General features: G+C 73.1%; 17 protein-coding genes and 1 pseudogene. 6 read left to right on the forward strand and 12 right to left on the reverse strand.

Translation table 11 applies throughout. The features are described from left to right. Window positions 1-43 precede the first annotated feature (43 nt). The 3 genes from ELY19_RS05800 to ELY19_RS05810 form a co-directional block, all read right to left on the reverse strand. Entirely contained in the window at window positions 44-640 is a 597-nt protein-coding gene (locus tag ELY19_RS05800; protein ID WP_126195367.1) for a TetR/AcrR family transcriptional regulator, read from the reverse strand. 79 nt (window positions 641-719) lie between these two features. Beyond that, window positions 720-1,883, reverse strand: coding sequence for a glycoside hydrolase family 3 N-terminal domain-containing protein (locus tag ELY19_RS05805; protein WP_126195368.1), 1,164 nt, complete (start codon window positions 1,881-1,883; stop codon window positions 720-722). A gap of 27 nt (window positions 1,884-1,910) precedes the next feature. Next, window positions 1,911-2,837: an SMP-30/gluconolactonase/LRE family protein gene (locus ELY19_RS05810; protein WP_126195369.1), complete on the reverse strand. Its 927-nt coding sequence runs from the start codon at window positions 2,835-2,837 to the stop codon at window positions 1,911-1,913. 143 nt (window positions 2,838-2,980) lie between these two features. On the opposite strand from ELY19_RS05810, the gene ELY19_RS05815 reads away from it, so the two are divergent. From ELY19_RS05815 to ELY19_RS05825, 3 genes are read left to right on the forward strand one after another with little or no spacing between them, the layout of a single operon-like run. Further along, entirely contained in the window at window positions 2,981-3,481 is a 501-nt protein-coding gene (locus ELY19_RS05815) for a universal stress protein (protein WP_126195370.1), read from the forward strand. A gap of 10 nt (window positions 3,482-3,491) precedes the next feature. Beyond that, window positions 3,492-3,692 (forward strand): DUF2613 family protein, encoded by a 201-nt coding sequence (locus ELY19_RS05820; protein WP_126195371.1) that lies wholly within the window; start codon window positions 3,492-3,494, stop codon window positions 3,690-3,692. Next, the gene (locus ELY19_RS05825) at window positions 3,679-7,974 is read left to right on the forward strand and encodes an alpha-(1->3)-arabinofuranosyltransferase (RefSeq protein WP_164711527.1); all 4,296 of its coding nucleotides are present in this window, start codon (window positions 3,679-3,681) and stop codon (window positions 7,972-7,974) included. The genes ELY19_RS05820 and ELY19_RS05825 overlap by 14 nt, the downstream gene beginning before the upstream one ends. A 220-nt stretch (window positions 7,975-8,194) precedes the next feature. Here the strand turns inward: ELY19_RS05825 and ELY19_RS05830 are convergent, their stop codons facing one another. Further along, the gene (locus tag ELY19_RS05830) at window positions 8,195-9,430 is read right to left on the reverse strand and encodes an acyltransferase family protein (protein WP_197715990.1); all 1,236 of its coding nucleotides are present in this window, start codon (window positions 9,428-9,430) and stop codon (window positions 8,195-8,197) included. 165 nt (window positions 9,431-9,595) lie between these two features. Between ELY19_RS05830 and pgfA the strand changes: the two genes are divergently transcribed. Further along, entirely contained in the window at window positions 9,596-10,924 is a 1,329-nt protein-coding gene (pgfA, locus tag ELY19_RS05835) for a cell envelope lipid trafficking protein PgfA (protein WP_126195372.1), read from the forward strand. Here pgfA and ELY19_RS05840 read toward each other — a convergent pair. Further along, window positions 10,854-12,053, reverse strand: coding sequence for a polysaccharide biosynthesis protein (locus ELY19_RS05840; RefSeq protein WP_126195373.1), 1,200 nt, complete (start codon window positions 12,051-12,053; stop codon window positions 10,854-10,856). The genes pgfA and ELY19_RS05840 overlap by 71 nt on opposite strands. Window positions 12,054-12,082: 29 nt before the next feature. Here ELY19_RS05840 and ELY19_RS05845 point away from each other — a divergent pair, with 29 nt between their 5' ends. Further along, window positions 12,083-13,795 (forward strand): MmpA family trehalose lipid delivery protein, encoded by a 1,713-nt coding sequence (locus tag ELY19_RS05845; protein WP_227967218.1) that lies wholly within the window; start codon window positions 12,083-12,085, stop codon window positions 13,793-13,795. Between the two features lie 199 nt (window positions 13,796-13,994). Continuing rightward, window positions 13,995-15,410, forward strand: a complete 1,416-nt coding sequence (locus tag ELY19_RS05850) for a condensation domain-containing protein (protein ID WP_126195374.1) — start codon at window positions 13,995-13,997, stop codon at window positions 15,408-15,410. Here the strand turns inward: ELY19_RS05850 and ELY19_RS05855 are convergent. From ELY19_RS05855 to ELY19_RS05885, 7 genes and pseudogenes are all read right to left on the reverse strand, one after another. Beyond that, window positions 15,397-16,080, reverse strand: coding sequence for a hypothetical protein (locus ELY19_RS05855; RefSeq protein ID WP_126195375.1), 684 nt, complete (start codon window positions 16,078-16,080; stop codon window positions 15,397-15,399). The two genes, ELY19_RS05850 and ELY19_RS05855, sit on opposite strands and share 14 nt — an antisense overlap. Then, complete coding sequence (locus ELY19_RS05860; RefSeq protein ID WP_126195376.1) at window positions 16,077-16,775, reverse strand: hypothetical protein; 699 nt, start codon at window positions 16,773-16,775, stop codon at window positions 16,077-16,079. The genes ELY19_RS05855 and ELY19_RS05860 overlap by 4 nt, the downstream gene beginning before the upstream one ends. A gap of 40 nt (window positions 16,776-16,815) precedes the next feature. Beyond that, the gene (locus ELY19_RS05865; protein WP_126198715.1) at window positions 16,816-17,442 is read right to left on the reverse strand and encodes an MBL fold metallo-hydrolase; all 627 of its coding nucleotides are present in this window, start codon (window positions 17,440-17,442) and stop codon (window positions 16,816-16,818) included. Then, on the reverse strand, window positions 17,439-18,524 hold the full coding sequence (locus tag ELY19_RS05870; protein WP_126195377.1) for an S-(hydroxymethyl)mycothiol dehydrogenase: 1,086 nt from the start codon (window positions 18,522-18,524) through the stop codon (window positions 17,439-17,441). The genes ELY19_RS05865 and ELY19_RS05870 overlap by 4 nt, the downstream gene beginning before the upstream one ends. Before the next feature lie 69 nt (window positions 18,525-18,593). After that, entirely contained in the window at window positions 18,594-18,944 is a 351-nt protein-coding gene (locus ELY19_RS05875; protein WP_126195378.1) for a UBP-type zinc finger domain-containing protein, read from the reverse strand. Continuing rightward, window positions 18,941-20,418 (reverse strand): annotated as a pseudogene (locus tag ELY19_RS05880) (ATP-binding protein). The gene ELY19_RS05875 and the pseudogene ELY19_RS05880 overlap by 4 nt, the downstream one beginning before the upstream one ends. After that, window positions 20,415-22,094 carry an NAD(P)/FAD-dependent oxidoreductase gene (locus ELY19_RS05885; protein ID WP_126195379.1) on the reverse strand — a complete coding sequence of 560 codons (1,680 nt, stop codon included), beginning with the start codon at window positions 22,092-22,094 and terminating at the stop codon, window positions 20,415-20,417. The pseudogene ELY19_RS05880 and the gene ELY19_RS05885 overlap by 4 nt, the downstream one beginning before the upstream one ends. Between the last annotated feature and the right edge of the window lies 1 nt (window position 22,095).

A 22,095-nucleotide genomic window follows, 5' to 3' on the forward strand; every position in this document is an offset into this window, starting at 1 on the left:
CCGGGCAGCCGCCCACCCGGTTCGACCGCACACCGTCGGACGACTACTCCGGGCGTTCGCCGCGGATGCCGCCCCAGAGGAACGAGGTCATGATCTCGACGGCACGGTCGAGCTCGACCTTGCCGGTGGCCAGACGGTCCGCGATCGCCTCACCGGAGCCGACGAGGGCGACGGCGTACATCTCGAAGTCGGTGTCCTCGGGCGCGTACTTGGCGGCCTCGCGGAGCAGGATCGCGGTCATCTCGACCACGCGCTCCCGGTTGACCTCCGTCAGGGCCGCGAACGCCGCCTGGCCGGTCGCCTCGCGGTAGATCACGCGCCAGGCGTCCCGGTTCTGATCGACGTACTTGAGGAACCCGGCGATCACCGAACGCAGGCGCTGCAGGGGCGGCAACGTGGGGCTGGCGTCGAATTCGATGCTGCGCATGAACCGGCCGGCCTCCCGCGTGACACAGGCGGCGAACAACTCGTCCTTCGACCCGTAGTACAGGTACAGCATCGGCTTGCTGATCTGCGCCTCGCGGGCCACCGCGTCCATCGACGTCTCGTAGAAGCCGTTGCGCGAGAACACCTTGATGGCGGCGTCCAGCATCTGCTGCTCGCGCACCGCGCGCGGCAAACGCTTCGTCCCACCGGCCATCTGCGTCCTCCTTACTCTCGAGTCAGATCCTAGCCCACGAGGTTACTCGCAAGTAAGTTCCGGTGAAATCCGTTCGGAATCAGCAGCGTACGGCGTGCTTCGCGCGAGCCACACGCAGCACCGAGTCGTCCAGCCGCTGCATCGTGATCCGCTTCGCCTTCACCGCGGCCTCCACGGCGTCGACGGCCGCGCTCAGCTGATCGGTCGAGATCCACAGGGCCACATCCGCGCCCGCCTCGAGCGACTTCGCGACGGCCTGCGGCACGCTGAACCGGTCCGTGACCGCCTTCATCCCGGACAGATCGTCGGTGAAGATCGGCCCGTCGAAGGGCTTCGCGCCGTACCCGCTCCCCGTGCGCAGCAGCCGCATCGTCGCCGGGCTCAGGCTGGTCGGCAGGCCCGGCTCGGTGAGCCCCGGCACCGTCAGATGCCCCACCATCACGCCCGCGTCCCCCGCATCCACCGCGGCACGGAACGGCACGAGGTCCTTGGTCTTGAGCGCACTGAGCGGCGGCACGCTCACCCCGCCCCGATGCGAGTCGCCCGACGAGCTGCCGTGGCCCGGGAAGTGCTTGAACACCGGGTACACGCCACCGTCGCGCAGGCCCGCGGCGAAGGCCTGCGAGTACTTCACCACCACGGCGGGGTCGTCGGAGTAGGAGCGGTCGCCGATCACGGCGTCGTCGGGCTGGGCGGAGACGTCGGCATCGGGCGCGAAGTCCACGGTGATCCCCATCGACTTCAGCAGCTTCCCGGTGCGCGCGCCCTCGGCCCGCGCCTGCGGCACCGTCTTCGTGCGGGCCAGATCGCGCGCCGAGACGAGGTTCGCGCCGGGCACGCGGGAGACGCGGCCACCCTCCTCGTCGACGGAGACCATCGCCGGGACCTTGCCCGCCTTCGCGACGGCCTGCAGGGTCCCGCCCGAGAACACCGACCTGTCGGTCCAGCTGCCGATGAACACGCCGCCCACGCCCTGCTGCACGGCGCGCCGGGCGTCGGCCGCGTCCTTGACGCCGACCATGAGCAGCTGCCCGATCTTCTCCCGCACCGAGAGCTTCGCGAGGAAGTCCGCGCCGCAGGTCGCGGGGCGCCCGGGACCCGACGACGGTGCCGCCGACACCGCGGAGGACGGGGCCTGCGCCGCGGCCGTGGTCGAGGGCGGAGCGTCGGGGGTCGACGGGCCGCACGCCGCGACGCCCGCCGCGGCGATCACCAGGATCGTGAGGTTCCGAAACTTCTGCATCGGGGCCAGTCTGTCAGATCGGGTCGGCTATCGGGCCAGGCGAAGGAGCTTGCCCGTGAGCGTGGTCGCGTACAGGGCGGCGGCGTCCCAGCCGGGGCCGCGGCCGAACCGCACGGAGCTCACGCCGCGGTGCCCGGTGGCGATCGTGCACTGCGCGCCGGTCGCCGGGTCCAGCCGCACGACGGTCCCCGGCAGGTCGAGCGCGGCGTAGACGGCACCGTCGGGCCCGACCGTGAGGTCGTCGGCGAAGTGGCCCGGGCCGAACCCGGGCACCTCGTAGCGCCGCGGCCGGTCGGGGCGCGCGGGGTCGATGGCGTAGAGGCCCGTGGTGACGGTGGTCGACGTCGAGGCCCAGAGGCGGCCGGAGGCACCGTCGAACCAGAGGCCGTTGACGGGCTCGCCGCGCAGCGCGAACGGCACGGGCGCGCCGCCGGGCGCGGTGGCGACGATCCCCTGCCGCGGGCCGAGGACGGTGGACGTCACGGCGCGACCGTCGGGCAGCAGCGCGAGGCCGTTCGGCATGGTCAGGCCGGACGCGACGGTGCGCGTCGCGCCCGTCGCGGGGTCCGCGACGGTCACCGTGCCATCGGTCTTCCCCAGCAGGCCCGACGGCGCGCTGTTCGCCGTCGTGACGTGCACCGATCCGCCCCGCACCACGATCCCGCCCGGGTTCGGCAGGTCCACGACGGTGCGCAGGGCGCCGGGCGCGGTGCCCGCGAGCAGGCTCCCCTTCCCGGTCACCATGTTCTGCCGGGACAGGTAGACGGTTCCGGCGCCGTCGAAGGCGAGGTTCTCGAGCGTGCCGATGCCGGACCGGAGGACCGTCGTGCGCCACCCCGCGCAGGCGGTGGTCGACGGTGCCGCCGCCGCGGCCGCCGGGACCGCCGACGCGGCGGCGAGGACGGCGGCGGCGAACGCGGCGGAGCGGCGGGCGCGGGTGCGGTTTCTTCGCATGACCGCAGTCTGGCAGGCCCGCGAAAACCAGCCCGGGACCGCCCTTCCGCGGCGCCGGACACGCCCCGACGTGCATCGTGCAACCGTGGCGTTTCGGCGTAACCTGGAGGCATCAGGTAACCGTGAAGATCGAGGTGATCCGCATGAGTGTCCCCGTCAAGGTTCTGATCGCGTACGACGGTTCCGAGTCCTCCCAGCGCGCCGTGAAGTACGCCAGCAAGGTCCTCGCGCAGGGGCGCGACGCCGAGGCGATCGTCGTCACCGCGTGGGAGTCCACCATCCACCAGGCCGCCCGGCTGTCGGCGATGTCCGGGGTCGCGGGCGCCGGCGCCGCGGAGACCGCGCTCACCCGCGAGAGCGACGTGGTGCACGCCGAGGCGAAGAAGACCAACCAGCAGGGCGTCGACCTGGCGGCCGCCGCGGGCTTCACCGCGCACGGAGAACTGGTCGAAGTGTCCACCACGGTGTGGACGGCGCTCATCGCCGCGTCGGACACCTTCGACGTGGACGTGATCGTCTCCGGCAGCCGCGGGATCTCGGGCATCAAGGCGCTGTGGCATTCGTCCGTGTCGGAGCACGTGCTGCGCGGCTGCAAGCGGCCGGTCATGATCGTGCCGTCGGGCTGCGCCGAGCTGGACCTGTAGACTTTCCCGCATGGACCGCACCTCGATCATCGCCAGCGCCACCGCAGCGCTCGCCGGCATCGTCGTCGCCGTGGCCCTTGCACTGGTGAGCGGCGCGGCCGTCGGTCAGACGACCCCGACCTCCGAGGTCTCCTCCGTGAACCCCGACAAGGGCTTCCTGCAGGGCTCGTCGAACTACGGCGAGCGCGACGACTCGGGTGCCAACAAGTAGCCCGCACTTCTCCGACGAACCCCTGACCCGCCGCGCAGGCGCGTGGGCGTTCGTCGCCCTGCTCGCGCTGAGCTTCCTCAGCGCGCCCGGGAAGGTCGTCGCCGACACCAAGCTCGACCTCACCGCCAATCCCCTCGGCTTCCTCGCCCGCGCCGCCAACGTCTGGTCCAGCCAGTCACCGCTCGGCCAGGTGCAGAACCAGGCCTACGGCTACTTCTTCCCGCACGGCGCGTTCTTCGCGCTGGGCCAGTTCCTGCACGTCCCGCCGTGGATCACGCAGCGCCTGTGGTGGGCGCTGCTGCTGTTCGCGGGCTTCTGGGGGATCATCCGGCTCAGCGAGGCGCTGCGCACCGGCTCGCGCGGCAGCCGGGTCGTCGCGGCCGCGGCGTTCGTGCTGGCCCCGCAGGTGCTCACGACGCTGGGCGCCATCAGCTCCGAGACCGCGCCGGTGATGCTCGCCCCCTGGGTGCTGCTGCCCCTGGTACTGGTGCTGCAGGGCGCCGACGTGCCGCTGCGGAACCTGGCCGCCCGCTCCGCGGTCGCGGTCGCACTGATGGGCGCGGTGAACGCCGTGGCCACGGGATTCGCGTGCGCGGTCGCGGCGCTGTGGTGGCTCCTGCACGTGCGCGTGCACCGGCACAGTGCCGGGACTCGGAATTTCTGGACGTTCAGCGCGTGGTGGGTGGTGTGCGTCGCGCTGGCGACCACGTGGTGGATCGTGCCGCTGCTCATCATGGGGCGCGTCAGCCCGCCCTTCCTCGAGTTCATCGAGTCCTCCCGCGCGACGACGCAGTGGGCGTCCGTGCCGGAGGTGCTGCGCGGCACCACGTCGTGGAGCCCGTTCATCTCCGACGAGCGCGGCGCCGGCGCCATGCTCACCACCTCCCCCGCCGCGGTCGTGGTGACGGGCCTGGTCGCCTGCGCCGGCATCGCCGGGCTCACCATGCGGGGCATGCCCAAGCGCGGCGTCTGGGCGACGGTGCTGCTGGTCGGGCTGGCGGGGATCGGCGCGGGCTACGCGAGCGGCCTGGGTTCCCCGTTCGCCGAGCCGGTGCGGGTCTTCCTCGACAGCGTCGGCGCGCCGCTGCGCAACGTCTACAAACTCGAACCGTTCCTGCGGTTGCCGCTGGTCCTGGGCATGGCGCACCTGCTGGCCCGGGCGCCGCTGCCCGGCACCGTCGGCCTGGCGAAGGTCCGGCGGGCCCTGGCGCACCCCGAGCAGGACCGCCTGGCCGCGGGCGCCCTGGCCGTGGTCGTGGTGCTCGCGCTGGCGGGCGGCATGGCGTGGACGGGCAAGCTCGCGCCCCGCGGGCCGTACGAGCGGATCCCCGACTACTGGTCGCAGGCCGCGGACTGGCTGTCGGCGCACGCCGCCGGGACCGCGCCCGGCCAGGCCCGCGCCGAACGCGCCCTGGTCGTGCCGGGCGCTCCGTTCGGCGCGCAGCTGTGGGGGCTCACGCGCGACGAGCCGATCCAGCCCCTCGCGGAGACGCCGTGGGCGGTGCGCGACGCGATTCCGCTGAACCCGCCCGGCGCGATCCGCGCCCTCGATTCGGTGCAGCGGCTGTTCAGCGCCGGCACCCCGTCGGCGGGCCTGGCCGCGACGCTGCGCCGCCAGGGCGTCTCCTATCTGGTGCTGCGGGCCGACCTCGACCCCGGCACGTCACGCTCCGCCCGGCCCGCGCTGGCCCGCGCCGCGATCGAGGGATCGCCCGGGATCAGCGAGGTCGCGCGGTTCGGGCCCGACGTCGCGCCGCCGACCGTCGAGAAGGTGGTCGTCGACTCGGGTCTGCGGCCGCCGCTGCCGGCGATCACGATCTACCGGGTCGACGGCGCCGTGCCCACCGGGCCGTACGTCGCCGACCTGGCGTCGATGCCGCGCGTCGCGGGCGGACCGGAGGCGCTGCTGGGGCTGCAGGCGGACGCCGCCGCGTCGGGCCGCCGCGAACTGGGCGCGGCGCTGCTCGCCTCGGACGCCGAGGCGGCGGGCCTGCCCGGCGGTCCGCTGACCGTCACCGACACGCCGAAGCGCCGCGAGACCGATTACGGCCGGGTCGACGACCACAGCTCGGCGGTCCGCACCGCCGACGACCCGCGGCGCACCCTCAACCGCCTGCCCGACTACCCGGCTGCGGGACTCGTCGACGGGACGTGGGACGGCGCGACCGTCTCCGCGTCCAGTTCCGCCGCCGACGCCACACAGCTCGGCACCGTGCTCCCCGGCGCCGGGACGGCGGCCGCGGTGGACGGCGACAAGAACACCGCGTGGGTCTCGTCCGGCCTCGACCACGCGATCAACCAGTGGCTGCAGTTCACGCTGCCCGAGCCGCGCGCGGACCTGTCGGTCACGGTGACCGTCGGGCGGGCGCTGGGGCCCGCGGTGACGCGTCTGCTCATCACGACCGAGGCGGGCACCGTCTACTCCGATCCCGTCACCGCGAACACGCCGATCACGCTGGTCGCGCCGTCGGAGCCGACGCGCTGGGTGCGGATCACCGCCGCCGAGACAGCGGACCGGTCGTGGGGCAACCAGTTCGCGATCGCCGAGGCCGAGCTCACGGACACCCGCTCGGGGAAGGCGATCCCCGCGCGGCACGACGTCGCGCTGCCGCCGTCCGGACCCGCGCAGCGCTGGGTCTTCGGGCAGGACACGATGGGCCGCTCCGGCTGCGTGGTCACGCCCGGCGAGAACGGTGCGCCGGGGCCCGTGCAGTGCGCCGACATCGCGATCGGCCCGGAGGAGCCGGGGCCGCTGCGGCGGACCGTCGACGGGCCCGGCGCCCCGGCGGTCACGCCGTCGCTGACGGTGCGGGCGCGGCCGGGCCAGGCGCTGTCGGCGCTGCTGGGTGCGCCGGGCGCACCGTCGGCGTTCGCGGAATCGGCGGTCACCGACGGTCGCGCGAGCTCCGCGGCGGCCGTCGACGGGGACCCGAACACCGTCTGGTCGGCGCCGCAGTCGGTCACGGAGCCCACGTCGCCGAAGCCGGTCCTGCGGCTGCGACTGCCGTCGCCGCAGGTCGTGGGCGGGCTGACCCTGCAACTGCCGCGCGGCGAGGCACCGGCCCGGCCGACGCGGATCGGCGTCGACCTTGGCACCGGCCGGCAGGTGCGCGAGGTCCCGGCCGGGGACTCCGTGACCGTGAAGGTCGATCCGGCCGTGACGGATTCGATCTCGATCTCGCTGCTCGACTGGGACGAGCGGATCAACATCAACGACTTCGGCTTCCCGGAGAAGATGGCGCCCGGGTTGGCCGAGGTGCGGGCCGTCGGGCCCGACGGTGCACCCGTCCCCGGCTCCGAGCCCGCGCCCGCGGACCGCCCGGTCGTCGTGCCGTGCGAGACCGGTCCGACGGTGCGGATCGGTGACCGCGTGCTGCGCTTCCGGATCGAGGCCGGGGCGCGGGAGCTGCGCGACGGTGCGCCGGTCCGCGCCGTGGCCTGCGAGCCCGCGCCGGTGCCGCTGCCGGCCGGGAAGGCGCAGGTGGTCGCGACGCCGGGGCTCGCCTTCAGCGTGGACACCCTGTCGCTGGACACGCCCGCGGCGGCCGAGGCGTCGCCCCGGGACCAGAGTGTGAAGGTGCAGAGCTGGACCCCGGACCGCCGGGTGGTGACGGTCAGCCGCGCCGACGCCGACCAGGTGCTCGTGGTGCCGGAGAGCCGCAACTCCGGTTGGGCGGCGACGGGGCCGGACGGCGCGCCGCTGCGCGCCGTCACGGTGAACGGCTGGCAGCAGGGCTGGGTGGTGCCCCAGGGGACCGAGGGCGCCGTGACCCTGCGGTTCGCGCTCAACGCGCCGTACCGGATCGGGCTGTTCGGCGGCCTCGCGCTGCTGGTGATCCTCGCCGCGCTGGCGCTGGTCCCCGGCTCACGGCCGCGCGGTCCGGGCGGGCCGGTGCGGGCCTGGCAGCCGGGTGTCGCGGCGGGTGCCGGGATCGGGGCGGTCGCGTTCGTGCTCAGCGGATGGCCGGGACTCGCACTCTGGGCGGCCGCCGGTCTCGCGACGTGGGTGGTCTCCGGACTGCACGTCTCGGCGGACCGTCGGGCGGCGATCCGGGTGTTCGGCGCCTCCGGGTTCGTGCTGGCGGGGATGCTGCTGCTCGCGACGGGCCCGTGGCACGCCGAGGCCGGGTACGTGGGCCACGGCCCCTGGCCACAGGGGCTGGCGCTGGTCGGCGTGCTGCTGATGGCCTGGTCGACGGTGCCGCCCGTCCGGTTCCGGCGCCGCCGCGACGGCGGAGCGGCGGCCGATGGGGTCGATGGGGCCGGCGAGGCGGCGGACTGAGCCGCGAGGGGAGGAGTGGTCGCGCAGAGTTGCTATGCGCGCCACGCATACCCATCCGGATCCGCCCGCGCGGCACGCGGCGTTTCGTCCTCCGCGCGGCGCCGATCCGCGGGCGAGCCGTTCGCTCCCTCATCGGACGCCGCGCGTTTCGTAGGGGGACCGGCCGTCCCCCACGCAGCACCTTCGGGGTATGCGCGGGACGCATGGCTTCCGTGCGGGACTACCCCACCGTCGCGACGGACTCCGCGGCTGACGGCCCGTTCCGCGTCTGCGCGGCATCGGCGGGCTGGGCGGCGGCGGACCGTCGGGCCTCGCGACGGGCGAGCCACTGCCGGGCCGGCTCCTCCACCCAGGCATAGCTCAGCGCCGCGACGGCCACCGAGAAGACCAGCGTCAACAGTGTCACCTTCCCGAAGGCGCCGTTGAACGGCACGATCGCGAACAGCGGGAAAATAGCAGTGAGCACCACGAGGTGCCAGATGAAGATGCCGTACGACCAGCGGCCCAGCGCCAGCATGACGCCGGATCCGAGCCACCGTGCCGACTCCCCCGCCGGCGCGAGGACCAGCGGGGCGAGCAGCAGGAAGCCGAGCACCCCGCCGAGGCCCATGCGCACGGCGAACTGCCACGATTCGGGGCTGTTCAAGGTCACGGGGCCGCCCAGCGGCGTGCAGATCACCGCGAACACCACCAGCGCCGCCGGCCAGCACACGCGACGCCGCGCCCACCGTCGTGCGACTGCGAATCGGGACACCGGCGCGCTCACGATCTCGGCGAGCACGATGCCGGCGACGAACCACGGCACGTACGAGGGCAGCCAGTTGTGGTGGTTCACCCCCGGCGGCAGGGGCAGCGCCGCCCCGACCCACGCCCAGCTCAGCGACACCGCCCCCGCGGCGAGCAGCACCGGCACCCGCCACCGCGCCGACTCCCCGCGCAGCCGCACCAGTGCCAGCGCGGCCAGCGGCAGCAACAGGTAGAACAGCATCTCCACCGACAGCGACCACATCTGGGTGAGGCCGTCGGTGAGGGAATAGGGGACGAAGACCTGGGTCAGCGAGAGGTTGGCGAGCCAGGTGGAGCCCGACGGTGCCGTCGACCGCGGCAGCAGCGCGAGCGCGACCAGGGCGACCACGAGGTACGCGGGCATGATCCGGACGAATCGCGACCGGTAGTACCGCCCCGTCCGCGGACCGTCGGACGACGACCACGCCGCGCGGGCGTGCGCGCGCCACAGCAGGAAACCGGACAGACCGAAGAAGACGGCCACCGCCATGTCGAAGCGGCCCCAGACGCGGCCCGCCACCGAATAGCCCACCTGACCAGTCTGGAAGGCGGTGTGAGTGATCATGACGGCGATCGCGGCGCAGGCGCGCATGCCCTCGAGTGCGGGCACGAAACCGGCCGCACCCGCAGGCTTTGCAGATGCGAACTCGCTGGTCCCGACGGTGCTCATCGTCCACCGAATCTACCCGCGATTCGGCCGCCGCCCGCGCGCGTGGCCCGTGCCACCCCCGCACCACCTGTAGGCTCGGGTACTTGTAAGGGAGCGCGACCGCGTGCCCCGACGGCGTGTGCGAACCACGCACGCGCTCCACAAGAGATGTGAGGAGACACTTCGATGGCGGTAGGCCGTAGCCGGCTGGCGCGCGTTATCGGTCCGATCCTGATCTTCTTGGGCGCGCTGCTGATCACGGCCGCGATCGCCGGACCGGCGTACGTGGCGGGCAAGCTGACGACGATCCCGCTGGACATCGACACCACCACGGTGGCGAAGTCCGAGAAGGTCGCGGACTCCCAGGCCGACGCCGAGTTCCCGGCGAAGTCGCTCGACATGTGCTCGATCGACAAGCCGAAGGCCGTGGTGAACGAGGTCTCGGTGACCACGCAGACCCGCACGCTGGTGACCACGCCGTCGGACAAGTCGACGATGACGGTGCAGTCGGGCAGTTCCATGGTCGTCCCGTCGATCAAGACCAAGGGCGAGCCGCGGCACCCCGAGCTCAGCGGCGCCGCGCTGGACAAGCGGCCCTGCGACGACGGCCTGGTGCAGGCGTGGCTGGACCGCGTCTCCCTGGACCGCGAGACGGGCAAGCCCACCGGGAAGACCTCGGAGGCCACCTACCAGCCGGGCGAGAGCACCCCGGCCGTGAAGATCGCCGACCGCAAGGGCCTGCAGTACCGCTTCCCGGCCGGCACCACCCAGGACGGTAAGTACGAGTTCTTCGACCTCGTCACCCGCAGCAACGTGGGCCTGAAGTTCGTCGAGGAGAAGGAGGTCAGCGGCACCAAGACGCTGCACTTCCAGGGCCAGCAGGACTGGGTGGACCTCTCCACCATCCGCGACGGCAACGACCCGACGCTGGGCACCGTGCTCACCATGCCCGCGAGCTGGTGGGGCATCGGCGGCGTCGACCCCAAGGACGACATCACGCTGAACCGCTGGGCGAAGACCGACGTCGACCTGTGGGTCGACCCGACCTCGGGCGTCATCGTCAACCAGTCGCTGCACTACACGCAGCAGTTCCGCCTGCCCGGCCAGGTGGCGCCGAACACGCCGAAGCCGGTCCGCGACTTCAAGCTCGACGTCTTCGACGCCAAGCAGACCTGGGTCGAGGCGACGGTCCGCTCGCAGGCGGAGGTCGCGAAGTCGGCGCAGAACAAGATCGCGGTCGCCAAGTACGTGGTGCCCGTCGCGGGCGGCGTGCTGGGCCTGATCGCGCTGGGTCTCGGCGTGTTCGCGCTGTTCCTGGGCCGGGGCGCCGCCACGGCGGGCGGCCCGGGCACCGGACGGTCCACCGGTGCCGCCGATGCGGCGCCGACGGTCCCGCTGGACGACGATCCGACCGGACCGGAGCAGGATCCGGCGACGGAGGCGTTCAGTGCCCAGCCGAGGCCGGACGAGTCGCAGACCGAGGCGATCGACTTCCGGAAGCGCGACGAGCGCTGACGGTCACGACCGCACCGACCACCATCACCGCCGCGAGCGCGCACAGCGCCGCGGCGGTGATCATTTCCGCGGGGGTGTGCGGCAGCGTGAGCAGGATCGCCGCCTCCACCGCGACGACGGCCCACGCGAACAGCGCCATCCGGGTGCGCTCGATGGCGATGGCGTAGAGCAGCAGGCCCTGCAGCAGCGCCAGCAGCGCGCCCTGCGCGGCGAACAGCCACAGCAGCCCCTGGACGGGCCGGTACTCCTCGCCGGCGAGCATGGTCGCGAGCGGGGCGCACACCGCCGCACCGGCGACGCAGGCGAGCCCCAGGGCCGTCAGCAGGCCCACGACGGTGCGCAGCGCGCCGCGGGCGCGGTCCGGCGTGGCGAGCTGCGGGTAGAAGACGACGCCGACGGCCTGCGGCAGCCAGAACGCGACCTTGGCGGCCACCGCCCCCAGGGCGTAGGTGCCGGCCGCGGCGGCGCCGAGCACCGGCCGCGAGAGCAGGAGGTCGAGCGAGGCGAACACGGCCAGCACCAGTTGGACGGAGCTGGCGCCGAGCACCGCGCGGACCCCGGCGTCGGGCGCGGTGCCGGTGCCGGCCGGGTCGCCGGCCAGCGCCCGGCCGACCGCGGCGGCGACCAGGGCGCCGACCGTCGTACCCAGGAGCGCCGGCCCCGGGCCCAGCAGCAGCCCCGGCACGGTGAACACGAGCTTCCCGGCCCCGGCGATCCCGAGCAGGGCCGCGAGCCGCCCGAAGCGCCGCTCGCCCTGCAGCAGGCCCTGCTCGACGGCGAGCAGCACCAGCGCGGGCGCGGCGGCGAGCGCGGCGGCGGCCGTTCCGGCGCGGGTGTGCAGCCCGGCGGCGGCGATCGGTACGGCGACGGCGGCGAGGACGCCCGCGCCGAGGGCGATCCGGTAGCCCAGCGCCCGCATCTGCGCGGCCCCGGCGCCGCGGACCACCTGCCGCGCGACGACCGTCTGCAGGGCGAGCGCCGGCACGGCCAGCACGAGGACGAGCTGCAGCAGCGAGGCGAACTCGCCGTACGCCGCGGGTCCCAGCCAGCGGCTCGCGGGCAGGTGGACCAGGTAGGAGCAGAGGTTCGCCGCCATCGAGCCGACCGTGACCCACGCCAAACCTCGCACCCGGCCATTGTGTCAGTAGGGTGGCGACAATGAGATCGCGCGACCTGGCCCTCGCCGCCTGGTCGACCGTGCTCGCGGTGGCGATCCTGGGCCCGCTGGCCCTCCGCGGCCGGTATCTGCTGCTCCGCGACGCGGTCTCCACGCCCCGCTCGTACCTCACGGACACGGCCCTCGGCCTCGGCGAGAACGCCGCGCGCGCCACGCCGCAGGACTGGTTGCTGGCCGTCGGCTCGCAGGTGGTCGACGGTGGCGTGCTGGTCACGGCCCTGTTGTTCGTCGCGCTGGTGGCGGCGGGGTGGGGTTTCGGGCGGTGCGCGCTGGCGGTCCTGGCCGCCGTGGGCCGGGACGCCGGCCTCGGTGCGGGCCTGGCCGCCGCGACGGTGGGCCTGTGGAACCCGTTCGTCGCCGAGCGGCTGCTCCAGGGGCACTGGAGCCTGCTCGCCGGGTACGCGGCGATCGGCTGGGCCGTGGTCGTCGGCCTCCGGTTGCGGGGAGGGGCGCAGCTCGGCGGCTTCGCCGCGTGCCTGGCGGCGGGCGGGTTGACGCCGACGGGCGCCGTGTTCGCTCTGATCGCGGGCCTGGTCGCGGCGCCGCGCCGGTGGGCGTGGCAGCTGGTCCTGTTCGTCTGCGCGGCCGCGCCGTGGCTGTACCCGTCGCTGGTCTCGGGCAGCGGGGTGCGGGCCGATCCGGCCAGCGTCGCCGTGTTCGCGGCGCGCGCGGAGCCGGGGCTCGGCACGGCCGGTTCGCTGCTCGGCCTCGGGGGGATCTGGAACCGGCAGGCCGTGCCCGACGGTGCCCCCTGGCTCTGGACCGCCTTCGCCCTCGCTCTCCTGGTGGGCGGGCTGGTGGTGCTCCGCGCCCGCCTGCTCGCCCCGCCGCTGGGCCGGTTCGCGCTGCTGGCGGTATGCGCGGTGGTTCTGCCGGCGCTGGCGGCGACCGGCCCGGGGACCGCGCTGCTCGAGGCGGTGGTGCAGGCGATCCCGGGCAGCGGGCTGCTGCGGGACGGCCAGAAGTGGGTGGCGTTGGCGCTGCCGCTGTACGCCACGTGCGCCGCCGCGCTGGTGGCCGCGGTGCCCGCCGCCGCGCGGGCGGCGGGCACCGTCGTCGCGGTGGCGGTGCCGGTCGCGGTGCTGCCGGGCCTCGCGTGGGGTGTGGGCGGCGCGCTGGCGCCGGTGACCTATCCGGCGGCCTGGCGCACGGTGGCCGAGGCGGTTCCCGCGGACCGCGGATCGGTCGCCGTGCTGCCGCCGGGCATGTTCCGGACGTTCCCGTACGGGCCCGATGCGCCGGTCCTCGACCCGGCGCCGCGGATGCTGCGGGCGCCCGTGCTGCAGACCGGTGAACTCCGCGTCGGTGGCCGCGCGGTCGATCGGGTGCCGGGCGCGGCGTCGGACGCGGAGGCCGCGCTGGCCGTCGGCGGCGACGCGCTCGCGGGTCGGCTGGCGGAGTTGGGCGTCGGCTGGGTGCTGGTGGAGGCGGTGCGGGTGGACGGTGCGACGGTCTTCCCGACGGTGCCGCTTCCCGGCCTGACGCTCACGGTCGACACCCCTGAGCTGCGCCTCTACCGGGTTCCGGGCGACATCGCGACCGTCTCCGCTTCGACGGCGGAGCGGGGCGGGGCGTGGGCGACGCACCTGTTGTGGGCGGCAGTCCTGGTGGGCGGGGCGGTGGTGGCCGCGACGGGTCGCCGGCGCGGGTCGCCGGGTGGCGACGGTGCCGCCGCCCCGGCCCCGTCGGTGTGACCGGTTCTCGTACAGCGTGTGGGAAACCTGCCGTTCATTTTGCAGCTCGAATGCGCCATCAACCCGCATTACCACGCGCTGTAATTAGCGCTGCGCATGATGCGTCATGCACGACGAAATGTGAACCCCTCACAATTGTCGGGTTTCTCACTGTTCGCGCGTCTTTTGCCGCGCTATCTACTTCGTCATCATGGTCTTCATGATCTCGGGTTTCTCAGAGCAGTGGCAGTGCCCGGCGGGAGAGTGGGCCGTCTGGGCTCCGGACGCGGCCACCAAGGAGGCGATGCGCACCGCCCCTGACCTGGATGTCTGCACGTCCTTCGTGCAGGCCGACCACTTGCGCAGCGGCATCGACGGCGAGGCCTGCACGCGCCGGCTGGTGTTCACCACATTCACGATCCACGATGTTTTCGACGAAAGAACCGTCGAATCGGTCTTCACCGAATTCGTGCGCGCGCACGGCGTCTTCCACACCGCTTTTCCCGTATCGACGGATCCGAATCCGCGCGGTCGCACGCTTTCTCCGGAGCAGATCGACTTGGCGGTCGAGGCCACCTCGGCGGCGCATCCCGGCGCCACCGTGAAGGACTACCTCATGACGAACGTGCCCGAGCTGCACGAGTGGGCGGCCTTCGCCTTCGCGGTGACCGGCATCGAGAACGCGCGCCCCGGCGCCGTGGATCCGCATTTCCAGGTGGTGGTCTGCTCGGATCACCTGTACACGGACGGCGTCTCCCAGGCCGTGAGCTTCTTCGAGATCCTCTCCCGGTACACGGCGGCCCGCAGCGGCTCCGCGTACACGCCGGTGCCGGTCCGCCCGCACCGCGAGTTCACCCGGGAGCAGCGCACCCTGGCGGACACCCTCACGCGCACGCATCCCGACGTGGTGCAGTGGCGCGAGACGCTCCGCCGCGCGGGCGGCATGCCCCGCTTCCCGCTGCCGCTGGGCCTCGCCGAGGGCGAGGCGGCGCCGGGCCGGATCGCCGTGCACGCCTCGTTCATCGACGCCGAGCGCACCGCCCGGTTCGGCACCGCGGCCAAGCGCGCCGGCGCGAACATGAGCAGCGCACTGCTCGCCGTCCTGGGACAGGTCCACCACAACCTCACGGGCGAGGAGCTGTTCACCATGCTCATCCCCCGCGCCGACCGGTCCGCCACCGGCGACGCGATGGCGGTCGGCTGGTACGTGACGCTGGTGCCCGTGCAGTTCTCGGCGGCCGGGGAGTTCGACGAGGTCGCGCGCAACGCCCACGAGGCGGTCTCGGTGGCGAAGCAGCTGGACCGCACGCCGGTCTTCCCGATCATCGACCTGCTCGCCGACGATCCGGAGTTCCCGGTGCAGCACGGCTTCGCCGCGCCGATGCTCTCCTACATCGACGTCACGCGGGTGCCGGGCGCGGAACTCGCTCGGCAGCACGACTTCTCGGTGTTCGCGAATGCCACGCCCTCGCGCGAAGTGTTCACCTGGATCAACCGCGACGAGTCCGGCCTGGACTTCAACGCCATGCACCCGGACACCACGCAGGCCACCCGCTCGGTGGACACCGTCTTCCGCCTCCTCCGGGACCGCATCATGGAGGTCGCCGACCGTACGCCCGCCCTCATCTCGGTCTAGGCGCTCCCAGCACCCGCGTCTCGGGGCGCAGGTCGCCGGGGAAGCCGCCCGCCCGGGCGACGAGTTCGGCCTGCATCTCCTCCCGCGTGACATCGCGCCGCCGCACCGAGTGCGGCGGCGCGACCCCGAACGTGATCGACGGGACCGCCGGGTCGAGGGCCACGGCCGTGACGACGAGTTCGGCACGCACGGCCGGGTCGTCGAGGTCCGGCGGTGCCGCCCCCGCGGGGATGGGCACGAGCGTCGGCGCGTCCATGCCCGCCGGCTGGAGCCCCTTCGGGTAGCCGAGGACGCGCTCGGCGTCGGCGACGGTCCAGCCGACGAGTTCCTCGGTGCGAACGGCGCCTCCGCCGGATCGCTTGCGGCGCCATGGAATCAGCGCCGCGGTGAACGCGACCATGAGGGCGGCGCCGATGATCCGCAGTCGGTCGCCGGAGCCGAGGGCGAAGGCCAGCGAGAGTACGACCAGTCCGCTCGCGCAGGCGAGGGCGCAGGCCCGCTGCTTCAGGGACGACGTGATGTCCACGAGCACGAACACCGCCGCTGCGACCCATATCGTGGCCACAGTCTTGTCGCCCGTCGCCGCCGCGAACCAGGCGTTGACCAGGAACAGACCGGACACGAGGACCATGGCCGTGTTCGCCCGCGGCCCGATCGACACTCTGATCATGTCGAGATTTTACATCTCGAATCATCGGTCGAGAGCCGCGCGCCGGCGCGGGCCGGACGGAGGTCGGCGGGGAAGCCGCCGACGCGAGTGTGCAACTCCGCCTGCAGGGCGTCCCGCGTGCGGCGGCCGAGCGCCGGCGCGAACGCGGCGGGCGCGACGCCGAAGGCGATCCACGGCCCTGCGGGGTCGACGGCCACGGACGTCACGACGAGCCCGGCGCGACGGTCGGCACCGTCGGGCCCCGGGCCGAAGGGGACGCGCACGAGGACCGGCGTGCCGAGGCCGCCGGGCTGCAGGTTCCGCGGGTACCCGAGGAGCCGCTCCGCCTGCTGCACGGACCGGCCCACCAGTTCCTCGGTGCGGATCCGGCCACCGGATCCCTCGCGGAGCGCGGGCGGGACGAGACCGGCGAGGACCAGCATGGCGAACACGCCGAAGGCCGCCCAGAAGAGGTCGTGCCCGACCAGCGCGATGATCGTGGACGCCGCGGCGAACGCGCAGGCGGCCAGGTGCACGGCCAGCTGGGCGCGGAGCGAGCCCGTGGTGGCGACCAGCCCGACCAGCAGGATCGCGGCGACCAGCGGCACCACCGCCCAGTGGCGATCGTGCACCGCGGCGAGGAGTGCGGCGCCGAAGACGAGCAGGTAGGCGATCCACCACCTGCTCGCCTGCGGCCCCATCTGCACTCTGGTCATGCAAAGAAGATACAACCCGGGTTCGGGCCGGGGCGGGCGATCAGTGACCCCGGCGGATCCATTCCTCCAGGTGAGGGGACTCCGCGCCCAGGGTGGTGCCGTCCCCGTGGCCGGTGTGCACGACCGTCTCCGGCGGCAGCGCGAACAGCCGGTCGCGGATCGATTCGATGATCACCGAGAAGTCGCTGTAGGAGCGGCCGGTGGCGCCGGGCCCACCCGCGAACAGGGTGTCGCCGCTGAACAGCTGCCCCGCCTCCGGCAGGTACAGGCACACCGACCCCGGCGAGTGGCCGGGAGCGTGGATCACGCGGATCTCTGTGCCGCCCACCGCGACCCGGCTATCGTCCGCCAGGTCCTCGTGCGCGACGCCGGGGTGCGTCATGTCCCACAGCACGTCGTCGCCGGGGTGCAGCAGGATCGGCGCGTCGAGGCGCTCGGACAGCTCGGGCGCGACGGTCACGTGGTCGTTGTGCCCATGGGTGCAGACGATTCCGCGCACCGTCCGGCCGCCGACGGCGTCGATGATCGGGGCGGCCGCGTGGGCGGCGTCGATCACCACGACCTCGCTGTCGTCGCCGACCAGCCAGACGTTGTTGTCGACCTCCCAGGTGCCGCCGTCGAGGCTGAACGTGCCCGACGTGACAACGCGTTCCACGCGCAGCGTCACAGGACCACCACCGAGCGCAGCACCTCGCCGCGGTGCATCGTCTCGAAGGCCTGCTCCACCTCGTCGAGGCCGATCCGCTCGGTGACGAACTTCTCCAACGGCAGGCGGCCCTGGCGGTACAGGTCGACGAGCTGCGGGAAGTCCCGCTCGGGCAGGCAGTCGCCGTACCAGGACGACTTGAGAGCCCCACCGCGCGAGAAGAAGTCGATGAGCGGCATGTCCAGCGTCATGTCCGGGGTGGGCACGCCCACGAGCACGACAGTGCCGGCCAGGTCGCGGGCGTAGAAGGCCTGCTTCCACGTCTCGGGTCGGCCGACCGCGTCGATCACCACATCGGCGCCGAAGCCGTCGGTGAGCTCCTGGATCGCCTCCACGGCATCGGTTTCCGCGGCGTTGACGGTGTGCGTGGCACCCAGCTCGCGAGCCCACTCCAGCTTCTTCGGGTCCCGGTCCACGGCGATGATGGTCCGCGCGCCGACCAGTCGCGATCCCGCGATGGCCGCGTCTCCCACACCGCCGCAACCGATCACGGCCACGGTGTCGCCGCGCGAGACGCCGCCGGTGTTCACCGCGGCGCCGAGGCCGGCCATCACGCCGCAGCCCAGCAGCCCCACCACCGACGGATCGGCGTCGGCGTCCACCTTCGTGCACTGCCCCTGGTGCACCAGGGTCTTCTCCGCGAAGGCGCCGATGCCGAGGGCGGGCGAGAGTTCGGTGCCGTCCTCGAGCGTCATCTTCTGTGTGGCGTTGAAGGTGTCGAAGCAGTACTGCGGTTTGCCGCGCTTGCAGGCGCGGCACTGCCCGCACACGGCGCGCCAGTTGAGCACGACGAAGTCGCCGGGCGCGACGTGATCGACTCCCTCGCCGACGGTTTCGACAATGCCGGCGGCCTCGTGGCCGAGCAGGAAGGGGAACTCGTCGTTGATGCCGCCCTCCCGGTAGTGCAGGTCGGTGTGGCAGACGCCGCACGCCTGCACCGCGACGACCACCTCGCCGGGACCGGGATCGGGGATCACGATCGGGACGACTTCGACGGGCTCGCCCTTCGCGCGGGCGACGATTCCTCTGACGGTCTGCGGCACGGGTTGTCCTCCTGGTCCGGATACGGCTATTGCCATCCTCGCATTGATCGGGCCGGCGAGGACTCGGGCTCAGTGCACGTGGTTGCGCCAGTCGGCGGGCACGCGGCCGGCGGGGCCGGGCACGGCCTGGTCGACGGGGCGGTGCTGCGGGTCGGCGAGCCGCGGACCGTCGTAGTAGTCCTCGGAGACGTAGTCCCAGAACCAGGACTCGCCGGGCTCGTAGCTCTGCACGATCGGGTGCCCGCTCTCGCGGGCGTGGCCGCTCGCGTGCTGCGACGGCGAGGAGTCGCAGCAGCCGATGTGGCCGCACGTCGCGCAGCGGCGCAGGTGCACCCACCAGCCACCGGCGGCGTCGCACTCCACGCACCCGGTGCCGCTGGGCGGCACCGTCGGGTCGATCGGGTCGGTCGGTTCGCTCATGGTTCCAGTCCTTCTCCCACCTCGGCGGGATCGTCGATCGCGGGCTCGCGCTGCGGCCCGGCGATGGGCAGTTCCACGGTGAACACGGTGTTCCCGGCTCGGACCGCACCGCCAGGTCGCCCTGGTGCTTGTTGACGACGATGCGCCACGAGATGTCCAGCCCCAGACCGGTTCCCTCGCCCACGCCCTTGGTGGTGAAGAAGGGCTCGAAGATGCGGGGCAGCACGTCGGCGGGGATGCCGGTGCCCGTGTCGGCGACCTCGACGACGACCGAGTCCTCCTTGCGGTGGGCGCGCAGCGTCAGCGTGCCGCGGCCGTCCATGGCCTGCACGGCGTTGTCGATGAGGTTGGTCCACACCTGGTTCAGCTCGGCGCCGTAGCCCTGGATGTCGGGCAGGTCGGGGTCGTAGTCGCGAACGACGGTGACCTCTCCCAGCTTGCGGCTGAGCATGACGACGGTGCTGTCGAGCAGCTCGCGCACGTCGAGCACCTGGAACGGCGCGCGGTCCATCTGCGAGTACTGTTTGGCCGCCTGCACCAGCGTGGAGATCCGGCCCGTGGAGTCGGTGATCTCGTTCATGAGCAGCTCGGTCTCGACGGTGTAGTACAGCCACCGGAGCGCGCCGGAGAGCACCGGCCCGTCGTCGAGCGAGCCCGCGACGCGGTCGAGGAAGTCGGTCTGCAGGCCCGCGGCCACGAAGACCGGCGCCAGCACGTGCCCGTCGCCGATGTCGTGATCGTCGAGCCAGTCCATGATCTCGTCCTCGCGGTCCGAGGCCTCGAGCGGGCCGAGGTCCGGGGCCTCCGCGACCGCCTCGACCGCCTCCTCCTGGAACTTCACGAGGTCCACGAGCCGGGTGCGGTCGAGCTTGCCGCTGGCGATGCCGGCCAGCTTGTGCCGCATCCCGCCGACGCGCGTGCGCAGTTCCGCCGCCGCGCGGGTGGCCGCGCCGGCGGGGTTGTTCAGCTCGTGCGTGAGCCCGGCGGAGAGCGAGCCCAGCGCCAGCAGCCGCTCGCGCTGCTCGACGATCTGCCGGGTGCGCTGCCCGCCGTAGAAGACGCCCTCGAGCAGGTGCACGGCCATGGGGAACCACTCGTGCATCGCCTCGTTGAAATCCTCGGCGGGCAGCATGAAGAACTGCGCCTCGGTGACCGCCCGCATCGACGAGTTGTACTGCTTCTGCGCGGGGCCGCCCTTGCCGAGGAACGCCGACCACGCGCCGGCGTACGCGCCGCGCTGGTCGGAGCGGGTCGTCTCGACCTCGGCGTCGCCCACCTTCTGCGAGAGCGCGATCGTCCCCTGGAGCAGGACGTACAGCCACTGCGCCGGGTCACCGGTGGAGTAGACGGGGCCGGCCGGGAAGGTCTCCACGTGGCCGCGCCGGCACAGCCACTCCAACTGTTCGTCGCTGAGCTTCTCGAACAGGAACAGGGTGCGCAGTTCGTCGACGAAGCACGGGTCATGAGTGCTCACGAGTCGACTCCTTCCAGATAGCGGTGGACGAACATGACGGCCATCGCGCCCTCGCCCACCGCGGAGGCGACGCGCTTCGCCGATTCGGACCGCACGTCGCCGGCGACGAAGATGCCGGGGACGCTCGACTCCAGGTGGAACGGTGGCCGGTCCAGTTCCCATCCCCGCGGGGCGGCACCGTCGACCGTGAGGTCCGGGCCGGTCAGCAGGAAGCCCCGCCCGTCCCTCGCGACGACGCCGTCGAGCCAGTCCGTGCGCGGCTCGGCACCGATGAAGACGAACAGGAAGTCGGCCGGGACCTGCTCGGTCTCGCCGGACCGGGTGTCGCGCAGGGTGAGCTGTGTGAGGTGGTCGTCGCCGTGCGCCTCGATCACCTGGGTGTGCGGCCGCACGTGCACGTTGTCGATCGCGTTCAGCTGCTGGATGAGGTAGTACGACATCGACGCCTCGAGCGACGGTCCGCGGACCAGCAGCGTCACCGAGCGGGCGCCCTTCGACAGGTACGCCGCCGCCTGGCCCGCCGAGTTCGCGCCGCCCACGATGTAGACGTCCTGGCCCGCGCAGGCTGGCGCCTCGGTCATCGCCGAGCCGTAGAAGATGCCGGCACCCGTGAGCCGCTCCATGCCGGGCGCGTCCAGCTGCCGGTACGCGACGCCGGTGGCGAGGATGACGGTGTGCGCCCCCACGACGGTGCCGTCGGAGAACCGCACGCGCCGCCCGGAGCCCGTCACCTCGAGCTCGACGACATCGGCCGCCGTGATCATCTCGGCGCCGAACTTGGTGGCCTGCCGCCGCGCCCGGTCGGTGAGCTGGGTGCCCGAGACCCCGTCGGGGAAGCCGAGGTAGTTCTCGATGCGCGAGCTCTGTCCCGCCTGCCCGCCGGTCGCGGACCGCTCGACGAGCACCGTCCGCAGCCCCTCTGAGGCGCCGTAGACGGCGGCGCCGAGGCCGGCCGGGCCCGCGCCGACGACGACCAGGTCGTAGAACTCCTCCGACGGGGTGGTGTTCAGGCCCACGTGCGCCGCGAGTTCGCTGTCCGACGGTGCGCACAGCGCGGTCCCGTCGGCGGCGGCGACGAGCGGGAGCTGCTGCCCGTCGCTGCCCGCGGCGGCGAGGAGGCGCTGCCCCTCGGGCGACTCGGCGGTGTACCAGCGGTACGGGATCTGGTTGCGGGCCAGGAACTCCCGCACCTCGGACGAACGGGCCGACCAGCGGTGGCCGACGACCTTCGTCTCCGGGACGGGCCGGTGGTCGCTGCACAGCCAGGCCTCCAGCTGCGCGTCGATGACGGGGTAGAGCTTCTCCTCCGGCGGGTCCCAGGGCTTGAGGAGGTAGTGGTCGAGGTCGACCACGTTGATCGCCTCGATCGCGGCGCCCGTGTCCGCGTACGCGGTGAGCAGCAGCCGGCGGGCGCCCGGGTACACGTCCATCGCCGCTTCCAGGAACTCCAGTCCCGTCATCTGCGGCATGCGGTAGTCGGCGAGGATCGCGGCCACCAGGTCGCCGCGCAGCTTGAGCTCCTTGAGCGCCTCCAGGGCCTGTTCGCCGCTCTCCGCACGCACGATCCGGTACTCGTCCCCGTACTTGCGTCGCAGGTCGCGGGCCACGGCCCGGGACACGCTCGGATCGTCGTCGACGGTCAGGATCGCGGGGCGCCGCCCCGAAGTTTCAGCCACC

Origin of the sequence: Tsukamurella paurometabola (assembly GCF_900631615.1) — a bacterium.
GTDB lineage: Bacteria > Actinomycetota > Actinomycetes > Mycobacteriales > Mycobacteriaceae > Tsukamurella > Tsukamurella paurometabola_A.

Coding starts and splice junctions, on each gene's coding strand:
- ELY19_RS05815 (WP_126195370.1), top strand. CDS start 2,981: ATGAGTGTCCCCGTCAAGGTTCTGATCGCGTACGACGGTTCCGAGTCC.
- ELY19_RS05855 (WP_126195375.1), bottom strand. CDS start 16,080: ATGATCAGAGTGTCGATCGGGCCGCGGGCGAACACGGCCATGGTCCTC.
- ELY19_RS05845 (WP_227967218.1), top strand. CDS start 12,083: ATGAGATCGCGCGACCTGGCCCTCGCCGCCTGGTCGACCGTGCTCGCG.
- ELY19_RS05800 (WP_126195367.1), bottom strand. CDS start 640: ATGGCCGGTGGGACGAAGCGTTTGCCGCGCGCGGTGCGCGAGCAGCAG.
- ELY19_RS05820 (WP_126195371.1), top strand. CDS start 3,492: ATGGACCGCACCTCGATCATCGCCAGCGCCACCGCAGCGCTCGCCGGC.
- ELY19_RS05850 (WP_126195374.1), top strand. CDS start 13,995: ATGATCTCGGGTTTCTCAGAGCAGTGGCAGTGCCCGGCGGGAGAGTGG.
- ELY19_RS05860 (WP_126195376.1), bottom strand. CDS start 16,775: ATGACCAGAGTGCAGATGGGGCCGCAGGCGAGCAGGTGGTGGATCGCC.
- ELY19_RS05875 (WP_126195378.1), bottom strand. CDS start 18,944: ATGAGCGAACCGACCGACCCGATCGACCCGACGGTGCCGCCCAGCGGC.
- ELY19_RS05805 (WP_126195368.1), bottom strand. CDS start 1,883: ATGCAGAAGTTTCGGAACCTCACGATCCTGGTGATCGCCGCGGCGGGC.
- ELY19_RS05810 (WP_126195369.1), bottom strand. CDS start 2,837: ATGCGAAGAAACCGCACCCGCGCCCGCCGCTCCGCCGCGTTCGCCGCC.
- ELY19_RS05830 (WP_197715990.1), bottom strand. CDS start 9,430: ATGAGCACCGTCGGGACCAGCGAGTTCGCATCTGCAAAGCCTGCGGGT.
- pgfA (WP_126195372.1), top strand. CDS start 9,596: ATGGCGGTAGGCCGTAGCCGGCTGGCGCGCGTTATCGGTCCGATCCTG.